General features: G+C 36.2%; 20 protein-coding genes and 1 pseudogene. 15 read left to right on the top strand and 6 right to left on the bottom strand.

Translation table 11 applies throughout. The annotated features are described in order from the left end of the window. Window positions 1-335 precede the first annotated feature (335 nt). Complete coding sequence (yjeM, locus tag ABES03_RS10970; RefSeq protein WP_430117326.1) at window positions 336-1,859, top strand: glutamate/gamma-aminobutyrate family transporter YjeM; 1,524 nt, start codon at window positions 336-338, stop codon at window positions 1,857-1,859. A gap of 239 nt (window positions 1,860-2,098) precedes the next feature. On the opposite strand, the gene ABES03_RS10975 is transcribed toward yjeM, so the two are convergent. Together ABES03_RS10975 and ABES03_RS10980 are read right to left on the bottom strand one after the other, a co-directional pair. Next, window positions 2,099-2,911 carry an ABC transporter permease subunit gene (locus ABES03_RS10975; RefSeq protein ID WP_430117327.1) on the bottom strand — a complete coding sequence of 271 codons (813 nt, stop codon included), beginning with the start codon at window positions 2,909-2,911 and terminating at the stop codon, window positions 2,099-2,101. Continuing rightward, entirely contained in the window at window positions 2,908-3,795 is an 888-nt protein-coding gene (locus ABES03_RS10980) for an ABC transporter ATP-binding protein (protein WP_430117328.1), read from the bottom strand. The genes ABES03_RS10975 and ABES03_RS10980 overlap by 4 nt, the downstream gene beginning before the upstream one ends. Window positions 3,796-3,941: 146 nt before the next feature. Between ABES03_RS10980 and ABES03_RS10985 the strand changes: the two genes are divergently transcribed. Next, a complete protein-coding gene (locus ABES03_RS10985; protein WP_430117329.1) occupies window positions 3,942-4,532 on the top strand; it encodes a TetR/AcrR family transcriptional regulator in 591 nt (196 codons plus the stop codon). 187 nt (window positions 4,533-4,719) lie between these two features. Here ABES03_RS10985 and ABES03_RS10990 read toward each other — a convergent pair whose 3' ends face one another. Both ABES03_RS10990 and ABES03_RS10995 read right to left on the bottom strand, forming a co-directional pair. Further along, the gene (locus ABES03_RS10990) at window positions 4,720-5,187 is read right to left on the bottom strand and encodes a phage tail protein (RefSeq protein ID WP_430117330.1); all 468 of its coding nucleotides are present in this window, start codon (window positions 5,185-5,187) and stop codon (window positions 4,720-4,722) included. Between the two features lie 14 nt (window positions 5,188-5,201). Beyond that, on the bottom strand, window positions 5,202-5,681 hold the full coding sequence (locus ABES03_RS10995; protein ID WP_430117331.1) for a GyrI-like domain-containing protein: 480 nt from the start codon (window positions 5,679-5,681) through the stop codon (window positions 5,202-5,204). Between the two features lie 109 nt (window positions 5,682-5,790). On the opposite strand from ABES03_RS10995, the gene ABES03_RS11000 reads away from it, so the two are divergent. The 8 genes and pseudogenes from ABES03_RS11000 to ABES03_RS11035 all read left to right on the top strand — a co-directional run bounded on the left by ABES03_RS11000 (window position 5,791) and on the right by ABES03_RS11035 (window position 12,612). After that, window positions 5,791-6,753, top strand: coding sequence for a helix-turn-helix transcriptional regulator (locus ABES03_RS11000; protein ID WP_430117332.1), 963 nt, complete (start codon window positions 5,791-5,793; stop codon window positions 6,751-6,753). A gap of 176 nt (window positions 6,754-6,929) precedes the next feature. Continuing rightward, on the top strand, window positions 6,930-7,349 hold the full coding sequence (locus ABES03_RS11005; RefSeq protein ID WP_430117333.1) for a hypothetical protein: 420 nt from the start codon (window positions 6,930-6,932) through the stop codon (window positions 7,347-7,349). A 14-nt stretch (window positions 7,350-7,363) separates the two neighbouring features. Next, entirely contained in the window at window positions 7,364-8,389 is a 1,026-nt protein-coding gene (locus ABES03_RS11010; protein ID WP_430117334.1) for a hypothetical protein, read from the top strand. Window positions 8,390-8,435: 46 nt separating this feature from the next. Beyond that, window positions 8,436-9,605, top strand: a complete 1,170-nt coding sequence (locus ABES03_RS11015) for a hypothetical protein (RefSeq protein WP_430117335.1) — start codon at window positions 8,436-8,438, stop codon at window positions 9,603-9,605. A gap of 195 nt (window positions 9,606-9,800) precedes the next feature. Beyond that, the gene (locus ABES03_RS11020; RefSeq protein WP_430117336.1) at window positions 9,801-10,028 is read left to right on the top strand and encodes a hypothetical protein; all 228 of its coding nucleotides are present in this window, start codon (window positions 9,801-9,803) and stop codon (window positions 10,026-10,028) included. Further along, a pseudogene (locus tag ABES03_RS11025) lies at window positions 9,986-10,204 on the top strand (phospholipase D-like domain-containing protein); the annotation flags it as partial. The gene ABES03_RS11020 and the pseudogene ABES03_RS11025, both read left to right, overlap by 43 nt. A gap of 63 nt (window positions 10,205-10,267) precedes the next feature. Then, window positions 10,268-11,587: a DEAD/DEAH box helicase gene (locus tag ABES03_RS11030; RefSeq protein ID WP_430117337.1), complete on the top strand. Its 1,320-nt coding sequence runs from the start codon at window positions 10,268-10,270 to the stop codon at window positions 11,585-11,587. Further along, window positions 11,524-12,612, top strand: a complete 1,089-nt coding sequence (locus tag ABES03_RS11035; protein ID WP_430117338.1) for a DUF3427 domain-containing protein — start codon at window positions 11,524-11,526, stop codon at window positions 12,610-12,612. Before ABES03_RS11030 ends, ABES03_RS11035 begins: the two co-directional genes overlap by 64 nt. Before the next feature lie 19 nt (window positions 12,613-12,631). On the opposite strand, the gene ABES03_RS11040 is transcribed toward ABES03_RS11035, so the two are convergent. Beyond that, window positions 12,632-13,030, bottom strand: a complete 399-nt coding sequence (locus ABES03_RS11040; protein WP_430117339.1) for a (deoxy)nucleoside triphosphate pyrophosphohydrolase — start codon at window positions 13,028-13,030, stop codon at window positions 12,632-12,634. A 242-nt stretch (window positions 13,031-13,272) separates the two neighbouring features. Here ABES03_RS11040 and ABES03_RS11045 point away from each other — a divergent pair, with 242 nt between their 5' ends. The 4 genes from ABES03_RS11045 (at window position 13,273) to ABES03_RS11060 (ending at window position 15,410) form a co-directional block, all read left to right on the top strand. Then, the gene (locus ABES03_RS11045) at window positions 13,273-13,692 is read left to right on the top strand and encodes a hypothetical protein (RefSeq protein WP_430117340.1); all 420 of its coding nucleotides are present in this window, start codon (window positions 13,273-13,275) and stop codon (window positions 13,690-13,692) included. A 15-nt stretch (window positions 13,693-13,707) separates the two neighbouring features. After that, the gene (locus ABES03_RS11050) at window positions 13,708-14,172 is read left to right on the top strand and encodes a hypothetical protein (protein WP_430117341.1); all 465 of its coding nucleotides are present in this window, start codon (window positions 13,708-13,710) and stop codon (window positions 14,170-14,172) included. Further along, window positions 14,169-14,750, top strand: a complete 582-nt coding sequence (locus ABES03_RS11055; RefSeq protein ID WP_430117342.1) for an HNH endonuclease — start codon at window positions 14,169-14,171, stop codon at window positions 14,748-14,750. Before ABES03_RS11050 ends, ABES03_RS11055 begins: the two co-directional genes overlap by 4 nt. 483 nt (window positions 14,751-15,233) lie before the next feature. Beyond that, window positions 15,234-15,410, top strand: coding sequence for a hypothetical protein (locus ABES03_RS11060; RefSeq protein WP_430117343.1), 177 nt, complete (start codon window positions 15,234-15,236; stop codon window positions 15,408-15,410). 350 nt (window positions 15,411-15,760) lie between these two features. Here the strand turns inward: ABES03_RS11060 and ABES03_RS11065 are convergent, their stop codons facing one another. Beyond that, window positions 15,761-16,843, bottom strand: coding sequence for a nitric oxide synthase oxygenase (locus ABES03_RS11065; RefSeq protein WP_430117344.1), 1,083 nt, complete (start codon window positions 16,841-16,843; stop codon window positions 15,761-15,763). Window positions 16,844-17,162: 319 nt separating this feature from the next. Between ABES03_RS11065 and ABES03_RS11070 the strand changes: the two genes are divergently transcribed. Continuing rightward, entirely contained in the window at window positions 17,163-20,210 is a 3,048-nt protein-coding gene (locus ABES03_RS11070; RefSeq protein WP_430117345.1) for an efflux RND transporter permease subunit, read from the top strand. Window positions 20,211-20,215 lie beyond the last annotated feature (5 nt).

The following is a 20,215-nucleotide window of genomic DNA, read 5'->3' on the forward strand; positions in this document are numbered from 1 at the left end:
CAAGTTTAACAGAGCCATTTATTAAAAGTACCTTTTCGCCATCCTGAACAAACGCATTGTAAACAAACTTAATTCTAATATCTTCCGCCATTTTAAAATGTTCATATGATTGTAACAGTGGATTAGAGTAGCTATAGAACAAATCCTATATAATAAAAAAGCAAGTAAAGAAAGCGTTTTCATTTTACTGCTTACGTTGGCTGGGGATACTTCCCTATTTTAAAAAAGTAGTATTAAGTATGACTAAAGGAGGAATCGATATATCAGTTTTGGCAAAACGAAGTAAACATTCCTTGTCTAAGGTAGATGATAACTAGAAGCGGGGAGGAATTTGTGTGTCAAACACAAACATAACCAAAAAGTTAACTTTAATTTCCCTAGTATTAATGATTTTTACATCTGTTTATGGATTCAACAACATTCCAAGATCGTTTTATAAGATGGGATATGCCGCTATTCCATGGTACATATTTGCTGCTATAACCTTTTTTGTTCCTTTTGCATTAATGGTAGCTGAATTTGGTGCCGCCTTTAAAGAAGAAAAGGGTGGAATCTACTCATGGATGGAAAAATCCATAGGTCCCAAATTTGCATTTATAGGAACGTTCATGTGGTATTTTTCTTATGTAACTTGGATGGTTAATGTCGCATCCGGTATGTGGGTTCCGGTGTCAAATGCTATCTTTGGAGAAGATACAACACAAAGCTGGACTTTATTTAATCTTCAAGGGCCTCAGGTACTGGGGGTTTTAGGAATTCTATGGATACTTATCGTAACCTATATATCAACAAAGGGTCTGGATAAGATTAAGAAAGTAACTTCAGTAGGTGGGACTGCAGTTTTGTTAGTGAATGTATTTCTTTGGATTGGTGCAATTGCCGTCTTTATAGGGAATCATGGACAATTGGCACAGCCGATTACAGGATGGGAATCATTCACTCAAACACCAAATCCTATATATGCAGGAGATATTATCGCTTCGCTAGCATTTGTTGTATATGCCATTTTCGCTTATGGCGGGCTTGAAGCAGTAGGCGGTTTAGTGGATGTAACAGAAAAACCAGAAAAAACGTTTCCAAAAGGAATTCTTATATCTGCAATCATTATCTCAGTAGGATATTCTTTAGGAATCCTATTAATTGGAATATTCACAAACTGGGCATCTGTAATGGGTATTGAGAATGTGAACCTTGGAAATGCAAGTTATATCGTTATGTCCAATTTAGGCTACTCACTAGGTACCGCTTTTGGAGCAAGCCATGCTACAGCTACGGCTTTAGGATTATGGGTTGCAAGATACATTGGACTTTCCATGTTCCTAGCACTGTCGGGTGCTTTCTTTACCTTGATGTTTTCACCTTTAAAGCAGATGATTGAAGGAACACCTAAGATATTATGGCCGGGAAAAATCGGAGAAACAAAAAATGGGCTACCTGTTAATGCTATGTGGATTCAAGCTGCTATAGTTTGTGTCATGATCGCACTTATCGCGTTCGGTGGAAGCACAATGGCCGCATTCTTTAACATTCTCGTTTCAATGACAAACGTCGCTATGACATTACCCTATGTATTTATAGCACTTGCATTCCCGTACTTTAAGAAAAAAGTGGAAATCAATAAGCCTTTTATCGTTTATAAATCCCAATGGAGTGCAAATATATGGGCTTGGATTGTTATTCTGACAGTTGGACTAGCAAATTTCTTTAGTATCATACAGCCAGCTATAGAAGGAGATATTCAAACAACCATCTGGAGTGTAGCTGGACCTGTTATTTTCTCAGTTATTGCATGGCTAATGTATAGAAAATATGAAAAATTAGAGGGTACTGAAAAGCAGAAACTAAAGAAAATAAGTTAGTCTTTAATTGAAGTGAAGCATAATGCCATAGGGCACTTATTTATGATTGCTGCTTCAATTATGTGTTTTTTTGCTGTGTTAACACTACTTTCTAAATAGTGCCACTGTCACAACCCATATTTTGTCGATTTCATCGACATTATTCGGATTGTGACAGGCACTGTTCTTAACCGGAGTAATTAGGTACCTTAGTAGTTTCCCTCCATTAAGAAACTGATTGGAGGGATTTTTAATGACGCTTATAATGGTAAATCACGTTTTTTAAATATTGAAATTCCTAAACCAATGGCAACAATGCCGATTATTGCAAGGATGGTCCATGCTTGCATCAATTCTTCTTTTCCACTCACAATGTCACTTGGTCTAAACAAAGAGTAGATCGTGAGTTTTCTTAGCCAATCGACTTTTTCACTTATCTTTCCTATCATATCTAAACAGAAAAAACCAATGGCCATGATACCTGAAATGCCTAGTGCTTTCTTTTCATCATTTGCCACGGATGAAATGAAAAAGGAAATTCCGCCTACCGCAAAAAACAGGAGAAAGGCGCCTATATTAATTTGAATAAATTTTAGCGCATGAAAGGCATTTTCATCTTTAATAAATAATCCGTATCCAATAAAACCAGAAAGGGTCGTAATGACCATAATGAGAAAAGTCCCTGTAAATAAAACCATTGCTTGCGTAAAGGCCACTTTTCCTCTTGTTGTAGGAGTAGATAATAAATAAGCCATTGAACCCTGGTCCACTAGTTTCGCCATGAGTTGTGTAGGAAGCATGACACAAAAGATAGTTAAAATAATCGTTAAGATGACTCCGTAGAATTCACCTGATACATATGCTTCAAAGCTGCCAAATCCACCTTCAAAGCCAAATGCCCTTAACATACCCTCAGGCATTACCTTCATAAAATCATTTAGCGCCTTTGTATTTTCTGCTATACTAGGATACACCCAAACCATCAGAATCATATAAAAGGCGGATCCAATCGCATAATTCATCATTCCTTTGAGGTTAACCTTCATCATCTGCTTGTAGAGTGGATAATTCATTTCGAACCCCCCGTTTTGTCATAGTAATTCATGAATATCTCCTCGAGGTTTTGCGTAAACACATCGATATTTCGAACATGGTATTTAGCTGTCTCCGCTAAAAATTGATCGAAATTACCCTGAATCGCCACCCTTACCCTGTTTTTTTCATGAAATTCAATTGGCATATTCGACTTTAGAAAAGTCTCGGCATCCGAAGTGCTTTCAAAGGTGATTTCAAATAGCTTTCGCTGCATCGATTGCAGTACATGAATATCTTTTACTGTAATCACGATCCCGTCTTTGATAATGGCTGCCCGGTCGCAGGTTCTTTCAATTTCAGGAAAGCTGTGAGAGGACATTAAAAAGGTTTTTCCTTTTGCTTTCTCTTCAAGCACAAGTTCAATAAATACCTTTTGCATTAACGGATCCAATCCTGATGTTGGTTCATCGAGAATCAGGACTTCGGGATTATGCATGAAGGCTGCGACAATACCAACCTTCTGCTTCATACCTTTGGACATCTTTCTGATGGGGGTATTGACGTCAAACTGAAGCCGATCAATCAGTTCCTTGCGTTTTGATAAATCTTTTATTCCTTGCATTTTAGCCATAAAATCAAGAAATCCTTTTCCTGTCATCCCATCAATAAACGCAATTTCCCCTGGTAAATAGCCAATATATTTTTGAACTTCTCCTTGGTTTTTCCAGGAGTCTAATCCATTTACTGTTATATAGCCGGTATCTGGTTTCATAAATCCCATAATATGCCGGATGGTGGTAGATTTCCCTGCACCATTAGGTCCTAAAAATCCAAAAACTTCCCCCTTTTTTATTGAAAAAGAGACATTGAATATTCCTTTGTTATTTTTAAATTTCTTTGTTAAATCGTGGACTTCTAGCATGATTCACCCCTCCAACAAAAGTTATGAAATATTTAAGTAATATCATTTCATAATTAATCTTACTTTTTGGTCATACTAGAGTCAATATAATAATGAAATAAATTTATGTTATAATTTCATTATTAGATAGTAGTAGGGTGAAGAAAATGAACGGATTTGAGAAACGAGCTGCATTAATAAAAGAGAAGATCATAAAAACAACACAGGAAATGCTAAAGACTTGGGAGCCAAGCAAGATCCGGATTGCAGATATTGCAAAGACGGCCGATGTTTCACAAGTCACGATTTACAATTATTTTGGGAGCAAAGAAGCTTTATTACATGAGGTTATGAAACAGTATATCGATTCATCCTTTCAACATTTTCAGGAATATATGCAAGGGGATTATACGATTAAAGAAAAAATTGAACGAATGATTCTGCAGGATAAGGAGGCATTGTATACCTTTTCGCCAAAAATCATTAAACAATTACTCGTTGAAGATAAAGAAATGGCGGATTATATCCAAAAGGAAACCAATGAAAAAGTGATTCCTATGATGCTTCAACTACTAGAGGATGGGAAGAAAAGTGGGGAAATTTCACCTAAAGTTTCTTCCAAAGCTTTTTTAATGTATATCAATTTTAGTTTACAGCATTATGAAGAACTAATGGATATGGTTGGCCAAAGTAATAATTTGGATTTAATTGACAGTATGCTCCACATCTTCTTTTATGGAATATGTGGCAAACCATAATTAAAATAATTATTCGTTTAAAAATTTCTTAAGACTTTTCATTTTAATATAAAAAAATCAACTATTAACCTCATTAAGAATAGACACGGTGAACCGTATCATAAGTAAATGAGGTTTTTGCGAAAAAAAACAACAGCACCCTCTAATTTGATGGAGAGGTGCTGCTTTGTTATTTGAATGACTTTCGTTAATATTCACCTTTAATGACAAAAAACGATCCCCGAATGGTTCCAGCTAGTTTAGACTTCTGCCTAGCAAACTTAAACTTCCCTTCTAACTCCTTTGGTACCTCCATACCATCAGAAAGCTTAAAACCAACTGCCCGCTTCGGCTTAGGACCATCAATCGTATACAAGACGTTGACTGATAGACCATCCTCATAAAAGACGTAAGTCCAATTGATATTTTCCACTTGAAAACGCGATGTTTCTAAAGGTTTAGCCGCAAACTCAATATCACGTTCTTCTTTCAAAATTCGGTTCACATATTCAAGGGTATCCTGACTTTCGCTAGCTGGAACAACCGTAAATTCATGCTTGTATTTGTTCATAAAATATCGGGCTTCATTCGCCCGTAGACCAGCAAGCGCTTCTGCTACAGGTGAAGACTCTAAACCAACGGTAGACACATTTTTAAAATCAACCATATAAGACAATTCCATCGCTCCTTTTATTTCTTAACAACAGGAATCCACATTTCACCAAATACTAAACCGTTTCGTTGCCCCATTATAACCGCTGTATTTGGCCCGCCAACATAGGCAAAATTCTTTGCTTCCGGCAGGACTTGACCAAAGGCAATGCCAGTAACCATATTACTCAACTCTTCAGCTGTCTCTGCTTCCCCTGTTACAACCAGGTAATCTCCTTTAGGAAATTGAATCACTCTGGATGCTTCTGGTAAGGAAGCCTCTGTCATGACTCCGGCATAATGCATCATCTTGTTATTCACCGCTTCATTCACGACAAAAATATAGTCATTTGTGGCAACAGATTTTAACTTATCAAGCCTTCCATCTTCCTTGACGGCCGACCAAAAGTCTGCCTTTTCCTTGTTTATGCCAGCATAGTCTGTGTAGTGGCTCTTAAGCTCAGTTCCAATACCTAAAACGGTAAAGCTATCTTTTTCTTCTAATGTATAATTTGCCATATTCAAACCATCCTCTTTTATTAATTTTTCAAATGATTTGTCTTTTCACTTGATGAGTTTATAATAGTCTTTAATCATGTCAAAAAATGATACTGTTTAGGAGATCCCGATGAAAAAAGTTGAACGAATTAATACCATCATGCGGTATATCAACAACCGCGCCAACTTTACCATTTCTGAAATCATGCGAGAGTTTAACATCTCTCGTTCGACAGCTATTCGAGATATCAGAGAAATTGAAGCCATGGGAATGCCACTTGTCGCTGAGGTTGGAAGGGATGGGGGTTATTTTGTCATGAACAACTCTGTCCTGCCCACTGTCCGCTTTACCGATAATGAGATTAAAGCTCTTTTTATTGCCTTTATGGCCACAAGAAATCAACAACTCCCTTATCTAAAGAGTCGTCAGTCTTTAGCTGAAAAATTACTAGGCCTCATCACAGAAAATCAGCAAGAGGACCTTGTTCATTTAAACCAAATCTTGCTGTTTGAAGGGACCAACCCGAATAATCCTGACCTGCTTGATCTGTCAGATCTCCCCCATCCCATGTTAGAAAAGCTCATCCAAATCCTTCTTTTGGATAGCTATTTATTGATTACCATCATAGAAGAGAATCTAATAAAGTCTTATCCCATTTATCTCTTACACCTTTATCGTGAAAAAAGCCTTTGGTTAATTGAAGGCTTCAACTTAGAGGCAGAAAAGAAACAGATAATTCCTGTCGACAACCTTACCAATGTCGAACCCTACCCGACGAAAAAAAGATTACGGAAGAAAAAGATTTTAGAAAAACTAAGTAAGCAGGAAGAAGAGATTAACCTTGTCCTTGAACTTGGTCCAAAAGCGATTGCCCAGTTCAAAAAATACCATCCTTTAAAATTTTCAATCTCCTATATGGACCCTTACCAAACCACAGCCATTCTAAAGAATTTTATCAATGTTACTAATCCCGAAGAATTGGCCGAAATTACAAATTGGCTACTTTTCCTAGGTGGTGATATCAAGGTCAAGGAAGTGCCAGAAGAAGTTTTAGAAAGTTTACAAGAGAGAATATGCTTATTTTGCCCATAAGCAGTGCTAGTTAAAACTCAAATAGTTTTAAACTTAGATAGTGGCCAGCCCTTTACGGTTGTGTCATGTTGATAATAATAAGTTATTAACGGCTGTTAGTAATTAAATTGCTAAGTGCAGGCAACATACTCATATGATAGGATGGAAGAAGATTACAATCTTTAGGAGGGATTGTGTTGACTATTCCTGATAAAAAGAAACTTATGGCAAAGTTAAGTAGGAAGCTAGGGTGTACCCTATTACCTATTAAGAGAAAACAAATAATGTATGAAGGTAGGAGAAATGAAGAGAGAGTAGTAGTTTGCACACCTTCTTCTAAAATCCATATTAATGGTAATGGTTGGTTTGATTTGACTACAATTCAAGTTGATTTACTAGATGGTGCAGATACTGCGGTTCTAGCTATTCGCCTTGAGGGGAATAAGGTTTATATCATTAACTTTAAAAAACTAAGAAAACTAATGACATCTGACATCACACTTAACAATTATGCGGTTGGTGAACATTGGAAACTATTTGTTTGGGAGCAGCATATTCAAGTGCAAGGGAATGATCAAAAGTATTTAGTTAACCCAAAAATCATTAAAGCATCCTAAAAGGTGGACAATTCATGATCTACGAAGTGATCTCAAAATATCACAAACTTTCAAGATTCGATAAGCATCATCGATTTAAATCTTGGGAGCACTGCTTTCAATTTTTTAGTACTAACTATAAATCCTTAAAAGATGAGAAAATATTTGACCATGGCTGTCTTCATTTGGCCTTCTATCTAGCAAGCTGGGGTATGCTGAGAGGTGGAGCATTTTTACTCCAAAAGGATTATCGGATACATGAGTATTTTTTGAATAATGTTGTAATGGCTACTAAATTCTCTCGATACTATGACCGTGAGTTCCAATTAAACATGAATAGGGATAGTGTTGTTGGAATTGATCCACTTATCAAGGAAACAACTGAATCATACATAAGTAATATTTCTCAGATTAATGGAGAGGACACATTAGTAAGTGTTACTGACACGCTTGCGTCAAAAATATTACTTGGAGTATACGGCAATGTACCTGCTTATGATCGCTATTTAAAAGATGCCTTAAAGCTGCATGGAATTAGCACACAGTTTAATGAAGCTTCATTAAATGAATTGGTTGACTTCTACAATTTTAATAGAGATGAATTCGAAAAATGTCACCAATTATTTAGTGAAGACGGAACTTACTATACTCCAATGAAGTTGATTGATATGTATTTTTGGCAGGTTGGCTTTTTGATGGATACTATTGATGAAAATAATAGTGAGCTAGTAAAGATTGAGGAATTTGCTTCTACATATGCTAACAATAGAATTCGGAAATTCAAAAATGGAGGATTAGTTATGCCCAAATCTATTAAAAATCCGGGATTAACGGATAGTATTCGAGAGTATATCATTAGTAGATTGATTAAGGCAAAAGAAGATGGAATTACTTCAATTGACCTTAAGTCTGGTGATATCCATAAAATCCTTAAGTTAGAAAATCGAATGCCACCTGTCTGCAATGCGATGGTTTCACTAGGTGTTTATCGATTTGAAATTATTCATGATACACCGAGTGGGGCGAGTTCTACTAAGGTTGTAAGGTATTATCTTGGATAATTAATTCACCACATGCATTTATTAATTTTAGACAAGGAAAATAAATATGGATGATTATAATTCTCTTTATACTGATTCGAGATATCGAAATTTTGATAAAGAAGCCGTCGAATTGTACGTAAAATTACAAAGAAGGCTAAAAACATTAAATAATATTAAACTACTTACTTTGGGTTCGTTCTTGGCTATTATTGTTTGGCAAACCTATCATGATAACTCTTATATATTTGAAAATACCATAGGTAATCAACGCTATATTCTTAGTTTGTTGATTGCATATACTACTAACCATATTATCTCGTTTTTTCTTCACTTCTTTGCATATAAAAACGTGGAAAACAAACCTTACAAATATTTTTATGTTAGAGGTTTAAGTAAAATAGTTTTTTTACTCTTTTCACCTGATTATTTTTATGCCTTATTGTTTAAAAATACAATAAAGGAAAATAATAAAAACTGTAACGAAAACTGGTGTAACGATTACTGTTTGAGAGATAATGATGGATTTGGAATTTGCTTAAAAGCTTGGGATTACATTAAAATAAAAAATAAATTTTTTATAGAGTTTTCAAACTGGGGTAACGTTATAATCTCAATAGTCTTATTAATATCTTCAATATTGTATAGACTATCTATTGATTGGCTACTATACAGTATTTATTTACTAATAATTTTGAGAACAATATCTAGGGGAATAGAAGTAATATACGCTTTTTATAAAGATATTGCTAATGTGAATGATAAAATTTTTTCTAATAAAAAAGGTAATAGGACATACTATGTACACGGTTGGAAAAATTCCTTGTTGTTAAAGTCTTCAAGGATATCTTTAGCAGTTCATACATTATTAGAATTTATATTCTTATATTCTGTTAATTATTATTTTCTTTCAAGGTTTATTAGTGGTGAATATTTAAGTCATAATATGGTTGCAACACAGTACAGTAACTTTATTAATTTTTTATTTTATAGTTTTTCGGTTTCTATGTTTAATTTCTCTTTTACAAGTTTTCCATCAATTTATTGGATGTTAGCTCATATATTTCAAATTAGTTTAAGTTTTATATTAACCATTCTTTCAATAGCCGGATATTTAGGGATAAATAGCAACATGCTGGAAAGGGATAATAAATTTTATATCGAAACTCATAGGTTGTTGAAGCTCAAATCTAATGTAAAAAAGAAAAATTTTGACTGGATGAATATAAAATTTTAATTCATTTAGTGAAATTTTAATAATATTATTTCTAGTAATTGGAACTAAAGCAACAAATCACTAATATTTATTTGGATCCTCATTTTCTCCAGAATAGAGGATTTTTTTATTTACCCCCAGATATTGTACAATTTTGTATATCCAATAAATAACAATATCAAGAGCGATATTCGTTTTATAGTCAGGGGCAAACCAATGGAAGCGGTAGAAAAGAAACTAATCGTTAATTCCGGCAAGGGGAATCTATTAAGAGAATTAGTAAAATCGATGAGTGAGTGTGAACGGTTTTACTTTAGTGTGGCCTTTATTAATTTTAGTGGGCTGCAGCTTCTTCTTGATCCTTTGAAGGAAGCTGAAAGAAGGGGATTAAGGGTAAGATCATTACTTCCACTTATCTTAATTTTACAGATGCAAAAGCATTAGAAAAAATAAGAGAATTTAATAATGTTGATTTAAAGGTTTTTGTTACGGATAAAGAGATTGGTTTCCATACGAAGGCATACATATTTGAGTATAAAGACTGTTACAAGGTAATTATTGGTTCATCGAATATCACTCAAAGTGCTTTAAAAAGCAATATTGAGTGGAATGTTGAAATTATCACGAAAGATAACGGCCGGTTTATCCAGGATGTATTAAAGGAATATGATTATCTGTGGCATATGAGTGAGGATGCGGATCCTGATTTTATTAGTAGATATGAAGAATTCCTTAAGAGCTTCAAGAGTACGCAAATAACGCACCAAATGATCTATGAGAATAAACAATATATCGTTCCCGATAGAATGCAAAATCGTGCTACAGAGAATTTAGATCGACTCAGAAGTTTTGGGGAGAAAAAAGCACTTGTAATTGCAGCTACTGGAACAGGTAAAACGTATATGTCTGCCTTTGATGTGAAGAACGTGAAACCCAAGAAGCTTCTATTTATTGTGCACAGGGAAGAGATATTAAAAAAAGCTAAGGATACGTTTGAAATGCTCTTACCTAATGAAGGTCTTTCTTTTGGACTAATCACAGGTAACCATAAGCAAAAACATGTGGATTATGTGTTTGCGACAATCCAAACGATTTCTAAATGCTTTCATGAATTTGAAAAAGATGAGTTTGATTATCTGATTATCGATGAAGCCCATCATGCAACAAGCCCAACTTATCAAACTGTCTTAAACTATTTCGAGCCAAAGTTTACTTTAGGAATGACGGCTACTCCAGAACGGAGTGATGGATATAATGTATTTGACCTTTTTGATAATAATGTGGCATTAGAAGTACGATTGCATGAGGCGTTAGAGGACGAGTTGGTCATTCCATTCCATTACTTCGGGATAACAGATATAGAAGGCATTGATTTGAGTGATGTGGATATTGACGATATTAATGAGATCACAAAACGATTAAAGGTTAATGAGCGGGTCGATTTTATTATTGAAAAAATGGACTTCTATGGATATGACGGTGAGAAAAGAAAAGGCCTTGGTTTCTGTGTGAGTATTGAGCATGCACAGTATATGGCAAGTGAATTTAATAAAAGAGGATATAAGAGTGTTTGCTTATATGGAGCCGATTCACCAGAAAAACGGGAATTATTTATTAATCGCTTAGAGAGAGACCATGACGACTTAGAATTTATTTTTACAGTAGACATATTTAATGAAGGTGTAGATATACCTTCTGTTAACACCGTTCTAATGCTAAGACCAACCAACTCTCCAATTGTGTTTATTCAACAGCTCGGTCGGGGATTACGTAAGCATGCGAATAAAAGCTTTTTAACAGTTCTTGATTTTATTGGAAACCATAATAAAACCTTTCTCATTGCATTGGCGCTAAACGGAAGTCGCTACTATGATAAAGAAAGCTTGAAGGTTCGATTGCAACCGGCTTTGCGAATATTCCTGGGTGTACGCATATCCAGATGGATAAAATCTCACAAGAAAGAATCTTGGCTCAAATTGACAATGAAAACTTCAACTCGATGAAGTATCTAAAGGAAGAATACTCTGAGTTTAAAAAGCTCAACCAGGGGCGGATTCCATATTTATTATTAGATTATCTGAAGTATGATGGAGCACCTGATCCAGTTAAATTCATAAATCGTGAAAAAACATACTTATCTTTTGTAGCAAAAGTGGAGAAGGATGAATATTTAAAGGGTATTTTACAGGACGAAGCATTTGAGGCAACCTTGAAAGAGTTATCAAGTAAGCTTCCGGTTAAAAGGATTTATGAGTTTGTAATCATTCGATACCTAATAGATCATGGGGAAATCATTCTAGAAGTCGCAAAGCACCAAATTTTAAAGATGATCAATGATGTAGATGAAGATAGTGTGCTTCATGCCTTTGAATGTTTAAATCAAAACTATTATGATAGCGGCCAGCTAAAGAATAAGCCAAAATTATTTAATTATATGGATGGAAAACTGACAAAGACTCAAATTTTTGTAGAGCAATTGAAAAATCAGGACTATAGGAAATATATTGAGGATATCATCACCTATGGTATTTTCCGTTACGAAAAAGAATTTAAGTCAAAGTACTACGGTGTCCCACATTTTAAACTTTATGAGCAATATCCAATGATGGACGCAGCCTTACTTTCCAACTATCGAAAGATCCATAGTTCCTTTAGAGGTTCAGGGTTGCTTGCAAATGGCAAGGAATACTTTCTATTTATAGATTTGCATAAGGAAGAGGATGTAAAGGAAAGTATTAATTATAAAGATAAATTTATTAATGAACGGTACTTTCAGTGGCAGTCACAAAATAGTACGACACAGCAATCTGAAAGAGGGCAAAATATTATCCACAATAAGTCGCGTGGAGTTAATCTTCATTTATTCGTGAGGAAGTACAGGGAAATAGATGGGAAGAACGAGCCTTTTATTTATATTGGCAAAGGAGATACAGTCCAATACGAGGGCGAGAAACCTATTACTGTCAAAATCATGTTAGAGCATGAAATACCAGCCACATTATATACTGAGTTTACTAAAAAAGTGTAGTCTTCTCATTTTGAGAAGACTATTTTTCGTTTATTAATTGTTCTACTACAGGTATGTCCGCCGGGGCCCACTTTAGTGAATTTAGATTTTCTCTTTTTAGCCAAATTAGCTTGGAATGTTCACTTGGAGTTGGAGTTCCTTCGGCAACCTTACATTTTATAGAGATTAAATTGATAATAAAAGTTTCGTATTCATGGGTGTTGTCGTTAAATACCTCTTTTAATGTTTCAATTTTACAATCTAATTCTTCTTGAATTTCTCTTTCTAAGGCAGAGAAAATATCCTCACCAGCTTCCACTTTTCCACCTGGAAACTCCCACATATTTGGGATAGCCATCTCAGGGGACCTAAGTGCACAAAGAATTTCATTTTTATCATTTTCAATGATTGCTGCTACAACTTTTATGAGCTTTTTCATTGTGATCCCTCCTTGATGATTGATATACAAGTCATACTATATCACTATTGGCTGAAAGATTCTTTATGGAAGTAAATCATAATAGCTAATTGCAATCTACAATTCATTTTACCTTTCGAAAAAAATTACTATGGTTTGCATTTGTTCCTATGTTTATCAATCATAATGAGAATGTTATTGGAAAAAAAATCCTCATGTTCTATCATATAATTATTGAATGAAAACGGTGGAGGAATGAAATTTTGACTGAAATAAATGCATTAGAAAAAATAAAAGGTGAATTTTTAGAGAATAATAATTCAGTAGACATCCCTTTAATTAGAGGACAAAAAACATTTAAAGCTATTTTAAATGAAAAAGGGATTAGTGTAAGTAATTTGGCCACTCAATCTTTTTTACCGTGGGAAGTGTTCGAAGAGACTATTAGATTATTAAAAGAACAAAATGGATGTGCTCTTAAGGGTGACGCTATGAATTATAAATTAGGTGAGACGGGGTTACCGATTGATTCTATTGAAGGGAGAATCGCATTTAAGGTTTATGGGAAGCAATTAGGCCAGAATGTTTTTCGGAGAATTACACCAATAGCTTGTATATTAGTTTGGGCAGGAATATGTGTAAATCAAAGTGGGAAATTAGTCCTCCTAAAAGAATATCAATGAATAGGATGAGTAATCATGGATAAAAAACTATTTAAAGCAAAGGTATTAAATTTACTAGCACAAGATGTAACTGACTTAACATCAGAGAATAAAATTAAGTACATGAAAAAGTGGATAAGAGATTATGAACAAGAACATCATGGGACATCCGAGGAGATAGAAACTCAAGATTCTATTAAAGTGGGTATTTTAGTACGGACAACATTGAGAAAAATAATTAAAGCACAATTACTAACGGACGAAAAGGTAAAATTATTACAGAATACAAGGTATAGTAAAATAACATTCGACATTAATTATCCTTTTTTGAAAAAGGCCGTCTGGGATTCACCACTTTCAGAACAAAGAAAAATAAATGGATACAACAGATATTGGGCAGATGAAGAACTGATTAACGGAGAAAGGTATCTTGTTTGTAGTCAATGGTTTGAAAGAAATAAACAAAAGTTTATTAAGTGGATAAAGGAGTTAGAGCATTGAGTGAAAAAGAAAGTTTACTAAAAGCTTTTAAAATGCCAAAGCAAGTAAACATTGCAGCACGAAGTTCAAGTATTACCAATTCATTTGTTAACGGGATTATTCCGTATATTTTTCCGACAGAACTAGAGGTAAAAAAAGCCCTTGAAATATTAGCCTTAAATGCAGAAGACTTGCGTTGTGCATACTGTGGAGATAAATCCACTGAATGGGATCATCTGCGTCCTATTGTTAAAAATAAAAAGCCCACCGGATATATTTCAGATATATATAATTTGGTTCCTGCTTGTGGCAAATGTAATCAATCTAAAGGAAATAAGCTTTGGTATGAGTGGATTGTAAGTGATGCTGTTCTTTCTCCGAAAACTAGAATGGTTGAGGACTTAGCGGAAAGGATTGAGCGCCTAGCAAAGTATGAAAAGTGGGGAAATGTAGTTCCAATAGACTTTGAAAGTATTGTAGAGTCTGAGACTTGGGAAGAACATTGGAAAAACTGTGAGAGGCTTCATGAGGATATGAGAAAAGCACAAGAGTTAGCTCTAGTTATTAGACAGAAAATTAAAGATAACTTAAAGTATTAAAAATGTATGGAAAACTAAATGCTCATATTTTTATTACATTATCTAGCAGAGGTATTTAACCCTCTGTTATTTTTTTGAAAAAATATTATCTTACCCTGTCTATTTTCTACTAATTTCTCTATATAGATAGTGAAGGTGTAATAACCTTATGGAAGGACCATACTGGATGGAAGAATAGGTAAAGTACCTTAAAAAAATGATTGAAACTGGAGATTTGGATAGGATGAGTTAGTTGTTGGTGAATGAGTGTCCGGTGATGGTGGTTTCGTCTTTGGCGATGAAGCAGGGTTTGAAGTTTTGCAGCAGATTCATTATTGGGTTGAGATAAGTTTGCATGTGGTTGAGGGGAGGAAGTGGGTTTACAAAACTTATAGGTAGTGGCAGAGGCAGCTGCCGTTTTGGTCGGAGAGTACGATTAATCGGGAGATTCGGTCATTATAGAGTCGGAGGTATTTGCTTTCAGCGAATTGGAATAGGTTGAAGTTGGATAAGACGAAGTGGTATACGATTGATTATGAAAGGCTTAAAGATTTGGAGCAAAATGAAGCTGAGATTTCATATGATCAATTTAAGCAGCTTGAGTGGAAGGTTGTGGTTGGGTTTATGGTAGAAGTATTGCCAGAGATAAATATAGATAAAAAGGATATTCCATTTTTTTGATATTGACTAATCAAACGATTGATTAAAAATGGTGGAGCCCTTGATACGTAAGGACTGAAAAAACTAATCAAACGTTTAATTAAATTTCTGTAGTCCGAAGAAGTATTGGTCAAAAAACTAATTAAACGTTTGATTAGAACGCTGGAACTCTTGATTCATAAGGGTGGGTGAAACTAATCAAACGTTTAATTAAATCTCTAAAACCCATGATACATCACATCATGGCTTGAAACTTGTTTCTGTAATCTTGTAACCAATGTATATCAAAAGAATTCAAGTTTGCTCCACCAAAAATAAGCAACCTTAAATATGAGCCAATCTCTTAGGCTGTTTAAGGTTGCTTTTGTTCATCACTCATACGGTATAGGTTGATAAAAATAGTTAGGTTTTACAATCTCATTATTATAATGACCATGGAAAATATGGGTGGCGGCTGGTGCTAATGGTGGGATGAGCCAAGTCCAATCCCCGGTAACTGGCCGACCGTTTTCCATTTCCTTTTCTTCGAAAAGCTTAAACTGTTGCGCAGCGGTGTGATGGTCTACGATGCTAACCCCGTCCTCCTTATAAGAATGTAAGACGGCAGTATTCAACTCTAATAGTGCCCGGTCCTTCCACAAAGAGATATTACTTTTTATATCTAATCCCATTAACGACCCGATCTGAGGCAGTAGGTTGTACCGGAACTCATCAGCTAAGTTTCGTGCGCCTATTTCCGTACCCATGTACCATCCATTAAAGGGAGCAGCAGTATAAGTGATGCCGCCGATTTCAAGGCACATTTCAGAAATCATAGGGACTGCATACCATTTCAATTGTAAGTCTTCGAACCACTTGAATTGCGGATGACGTATAGGAACTTCGAGTATTAGGTGTTCTGGTATTTCAAATAGGTCCGGAGTGTGATCGTTCACTTGAATGACTAACGGTAAGACATCAAATTTTCCATTCTTCGGTTCCCAACCAAGATTCATACAAATCTTTGTAAAGTCTATGGAACCCGGGTCTCCAATAACGCCTTGTTCAGTCTTATATCCAGCGTAACGAATCAATTGGTGATTCCAAATGCGAATCCTTTTATTTGGGAGTGCCTGTGGGAAAATCGTAATCGTTGGTCGAATACGGCCTTCATTCGTTGCGAATTCCATATGCTCAAATAGGGCATCCCGTATTTCTTCCTCTGTATGTAAATTTCTCTTATCGATAACGGTTAAATGATTCCAAAATAATCTACCTATACAACGGTTACTATTGCGCCAAGCCACTTTTGCTCCATATTCTAGTTCTTCTGTGGCGTGTTCATAAAATCCATTGCCTTGTATCTGTTGAGTGATTTCATTTAGCCGATTTTCTAAGTCCTGGGCTGATTTATTTGTTTCTTTATAAAAAGAACAAATAAATTCCTTTGCTTCCGTAAGTAAATCCTTGTTCAAGGTGAATCCTCCTATGATGATAATTTCCTAATCATATCATAATGTCTTTCCTTAGGTGCGAACAGTTACTATTTGAAAAAACTAATCAAACGTTTGATTAAAACGCTGAAACCCTTGGTGCGTAAGGGCTGGAAAAACTAATCAAACGTTTAATTAAAATTGGGCCCTCTGGTACGTTGAGCTGAAAAAACTAATCAAACGTTTAATTGGAAAAATATATTTAAAAGTTTATGAATCTTCCAAATTGTGATGTAATAGTTCGTTAGTAATGGTATAATTTTCCTAGTTTTACAAAAAAGTATATTGGAGGTGGCTAATTATGACATGGTTCACTAAATGGGCTTTGAGGAATAGAGCGGCTCTCGTTTTTTCCGTCATTGCCTCTATTATCTTCGGAATTTTTAATTATACTAGTATCCCTATGGAACTCATGCCGGCTGCAGACCAGCCATATGTTACGATTTCGGTAGTAGGTAACGGTTTGGACGCCGTCAGTATGGACGAACAAGTCACACAGCCCATCGAAAAGGCCTTAACCGGTATTAAAGGTAAACGAAATGTAGTGGCTGAAACAGGCAATAACTTTTCTCAGATGACGGTGACGTTTGAATCCGACACAAATCTGAAGGAAGCAAAGCAGCAGATTCAAGAAAACATCTCGATGGTCAATCTTCCAAATGGAGTCATGAAACCGTATGTTGTTCTCCTCAATACATCGCAGATACCAGTTGTCTACTTAGGACTAACATTCGATAAAGAAATCGGAAATAAAGAACTGAACCTCGTCGACAACGACATCCTTCCTCTTTTTAAAGACGTTAAAGGGGTCGGAAATGTCATGACCTACGGCGGAAAAAATCAGCAGGTTTCGATCAAAGTGGATACGGCAAAACTTGCTGCTGCCCAATTTCCTCTTGAAAAGCTGTATACGATTCTAAGAGGAAAGAATGCATCCGTTGCAGTAGGTGAACAAACCCTTAATAATCAAGAAACCAGCATCATCGTGACAGGGAAATTAGAAAGTCTTGAAGACATTCAGAACCTTCAATTAAATAGCAGCACCAAATTGAAAGATGTTGCTGACGTGGCGATGGAGAAGAATACCACCAGTATTACGCATATGAATGGAAAGAATTTTATTGAAATCGTGGTACAGAAAGATTCAACGAGCAATGCTGTCACCCTTGGTAAGCAAGTGGCGGAGTTAGCAAAGAAAATTAACGATGACTATAAAGGAACGTTAACTGCAACCATATTTATTAACTTAGCTGATACGGTTCTTGATTCCATTAATTCAATGACAAGAGAAGTGCTGACAGGAGCCTTATTTGCCACTTTGATTATCTGGCTGTTCCTGAAAAGCTTCCGCATGACCTTAATTACGATTGTCAGCATTCCGCTTTCTCTTTGTATTACCATGATTCTACTATCCTTCTTTGGAGTTACGCTAAACATTCTGACACTCGGTGGGATTGCCGTATCCGTCGGACGACTCGTGGATGATAGTATCGTGGTGGTGGAAAACATCTTCCGAAGGAAACAAGGTAACGAGCTCACACCATCCTTTATCGTGGAAGCGGTAAGAGAAGTGGCGGCGGCCATTACGTCATCTACACTTACGACGGTAGCGGTGTTTCTTCCGATGCTACTTGCTTCTGGTAGTTTAAAAGATTTAATCGCGCCGTTTGCGATTACTATTACTTGTTCGTTGATGTCGTCACTTCTTGTGGCATTAACCGTCGTACCTGCACTCAGTGGACGATTGATGAAAAATGTAAAAACTAAAGACCACAAACCAGGAACCTTTTATCCTTCCATTCTTCGTTGGTCTTTGAACCATAAATGGCTTCCGATTGTCTTATCTGTTGTTGTGGTGATCGGAGCGGTCGGATTATTCACCATGATTCCGAAGGGTTCGGTAGACCAGAAGGACAGTGCCTATCTTTCCGTTCTATTAAAGTACGAAAACGGGGCGAAATTTGATGACATTCAAAACGGTCTTTCCAAGATGGAAACCCTTCTTTCCAATCAAAAAGGTGTGAAAAATAACATTGTTCAGGTCGGCAATAATGCCGATGCGGCGCAGTTTGGGGAACTTCAGGACGCCAATCAAGTCCAGTTCATGGTATTTTTGAAGGAAGGGGCCGATTCTGCTAAAATCGTACAAGAATTGCGGAAAGCCAAAGATCAGTTCCCTAAAGCAGAATTAACAGCGAATACAGCGGGGCTAATGGGTGAAAACAAAACCACTGTCTCCGTTGATGTTTTAGGTAAAGACGATTCGGATATTAAAAAAGCAGCTGATATCATCACCAAAAAATTAGACACCATTAAAGGTGTTCAAAAAGTGGCAACCAATGATGCTAACAAAAAGCCAACGGTTAAAATTACGGTGGATGCGAAAATCGCTAACGCTGAGGAGATTTCTGGGTCACTTCAAGCGATGCTGCAACCGGCTGTTATCGGAAGCATGAAAATCGACGGACGTACCACTACGGTAAAACTCGGTGCCTTGAAGGAAATCAGCACAGCGAAAGACTTAGAAAACCTAGAAATTATGTCACAAGACGGTCCGGTATTGTTATCAAAAGTGGCCAAGGTAGAACAAATCCAGCAGCCGGGCACGCTTTATTCCAAGGATGGACATCACTATCTTCAGGTGAGCGCAACAATAGATCCGAAGAAAATGGTCGACGTTACCGGAGAAATCAGTAAACAATTAGTAGCTTGGGAAAAAGACAATGCTTTTGGAGATGGAACAAGCGCAGAAATCACAGGGTCTTCCATGCAGTCATCCGATGATTTGATGGAACTCGCAAAACTAGCCGTGTTCTCAATCGGTATTGTATTCATGATTCTTTTGGTCACCCTGAAATCATTCCGTGCAAGCTTTGCCATCTTGCTTTCCCTTCCGCTTGCCGCGATTGGTTCATTATTAGGACTAGTCGTATCTAAGTCAAGCATTGATATCTCGTCGGGAATAGGCATGCTGATGCTAGTGGGGATCGTTGTGACGAACGCGATCGTCTTAGTGGACCGAATCCGCCATAACGAAGAAAGCATGACCATTCGGGAAGCCATTATGGAAGCAGGTAGTGTCCGTCTTCGTCCTATCTTAATGACGGCACTTGCCACGGTATTTGCCATGGTTCCGTTATTATTTGGACATGAATCAGCCATGAGCATGAATCTTGTTTCCAAAGGGCTTGCCGTCGTGGTTATTTTCGGGCTGATTGTGTCTACTTTACTGACACTGATTGTCATCCCAACGTTCTACGAATTGTTCCATTTCAGAAAGGCAAAGAAACAAAGACTAGATGGGGTAAAAAAGAGGACAGCAGAAAATCTTGACGGGTTCACTATTTAAAGGAT

This window comes from Neobacillus rhizosphaerae, from assembly GCF_050477885.1.
Lineage (GTDB): Bacteria > Bacillota > Bacilli > Bacillales > Cytobacillaceae > Neobacillus > Neobacillus rhizosphaerae_A.

Bases quoted from the DNA above. Each gene is read 5' to 3' on its own strand.
- ABES03_RS10980 (WP_430117328.1), bottom strand. From the start codon at position 3,795: ATGCTAGAAGTCCACGATTTAACAAAGAAATTTAAAAATAACAAAGGA.
- ABES03_RS11000 (WP_430117332.1), top strand. From the start codon at position 5,791: ATGAAAAAAGTTGAACGAATTAATACCATCATGCGGTATATCAACAAC.
- ABES03_RS10975 (WP_430117327.1), bottom strand. From the start codon at position 2,911: ATGAATTATCCACTCTACAAGCAGATGATGAAGGTTAACCTCAAAGGA.
- ABES03_RS11015 (WP_430117335.1), top strand. From the start codon at position 8,436: ATGGATGATTATAATTCTCTTTATACTGATTCGAGATATCGAAATTTT.
- ABES03_RS10985 (WP_430117329.1), top strand. From the start codon at position 3,942: ATGAACGGATTTGAGAAACGAGCTGCATTAATAAAAGAGAAGATCATA.
- ABES03_RS11070 (WP_430117345.1), top strand. From the start codon at position 17,163: ATGACATGGTTCACTAAATGGGCTTTGAGGAATAGAGCGGCTCTCGTT.
- ABES03_RS11035 (WP_430117338.1), top strand. From the start codon at position 11,524: ATGGATAAAATCTCACAAGAAAGAATCTTGGCTCAAATTGACAATGAA.
- ABES03_RS11040 (WP_430117339.1), bottom strand. From the start codon at position 13,030: ATGAAAAAGCTCATAAAAGTTGTAGCAGCAATCATTGAAAATGATAAA.
- ABES03_RS10995 (WP_430117331.1), bottom strand. From the start codon at position 5,681: ATGGCAAATTATACATTAGAAGAAAAAGATAGCTTTACCGTTTTAGGT.
- ABES03_RS11050 (WP_430117341.1), top strand. From the start codon at position 13,708: ATGGATAAAAAACTATTTAAAGCAAAGGTATTAAATTTACTAGCACAA.
- ABES03_RS11030 (WP_430117337.1), top strand. From the start codon at position 10,268: ATGAGTGAGGATGCGGATCCTGATTTTATTAGTAGATATGAAGAATTC.
- ABES03_RS11010 (WP_430117334.1), top strand. From the start codon at position 7,364: ATGATCTACGAAGTGATCTCAAAATATCACAAACTTTCAAGATTCGAT.
- ABES03_RS11020 (WP_430117336.1), top strand. From the start codon at position 9,801: ATGGAAGCGGTAGAAAAGAAACTAATCGTTAATTCCGGCAAGGGGAAT.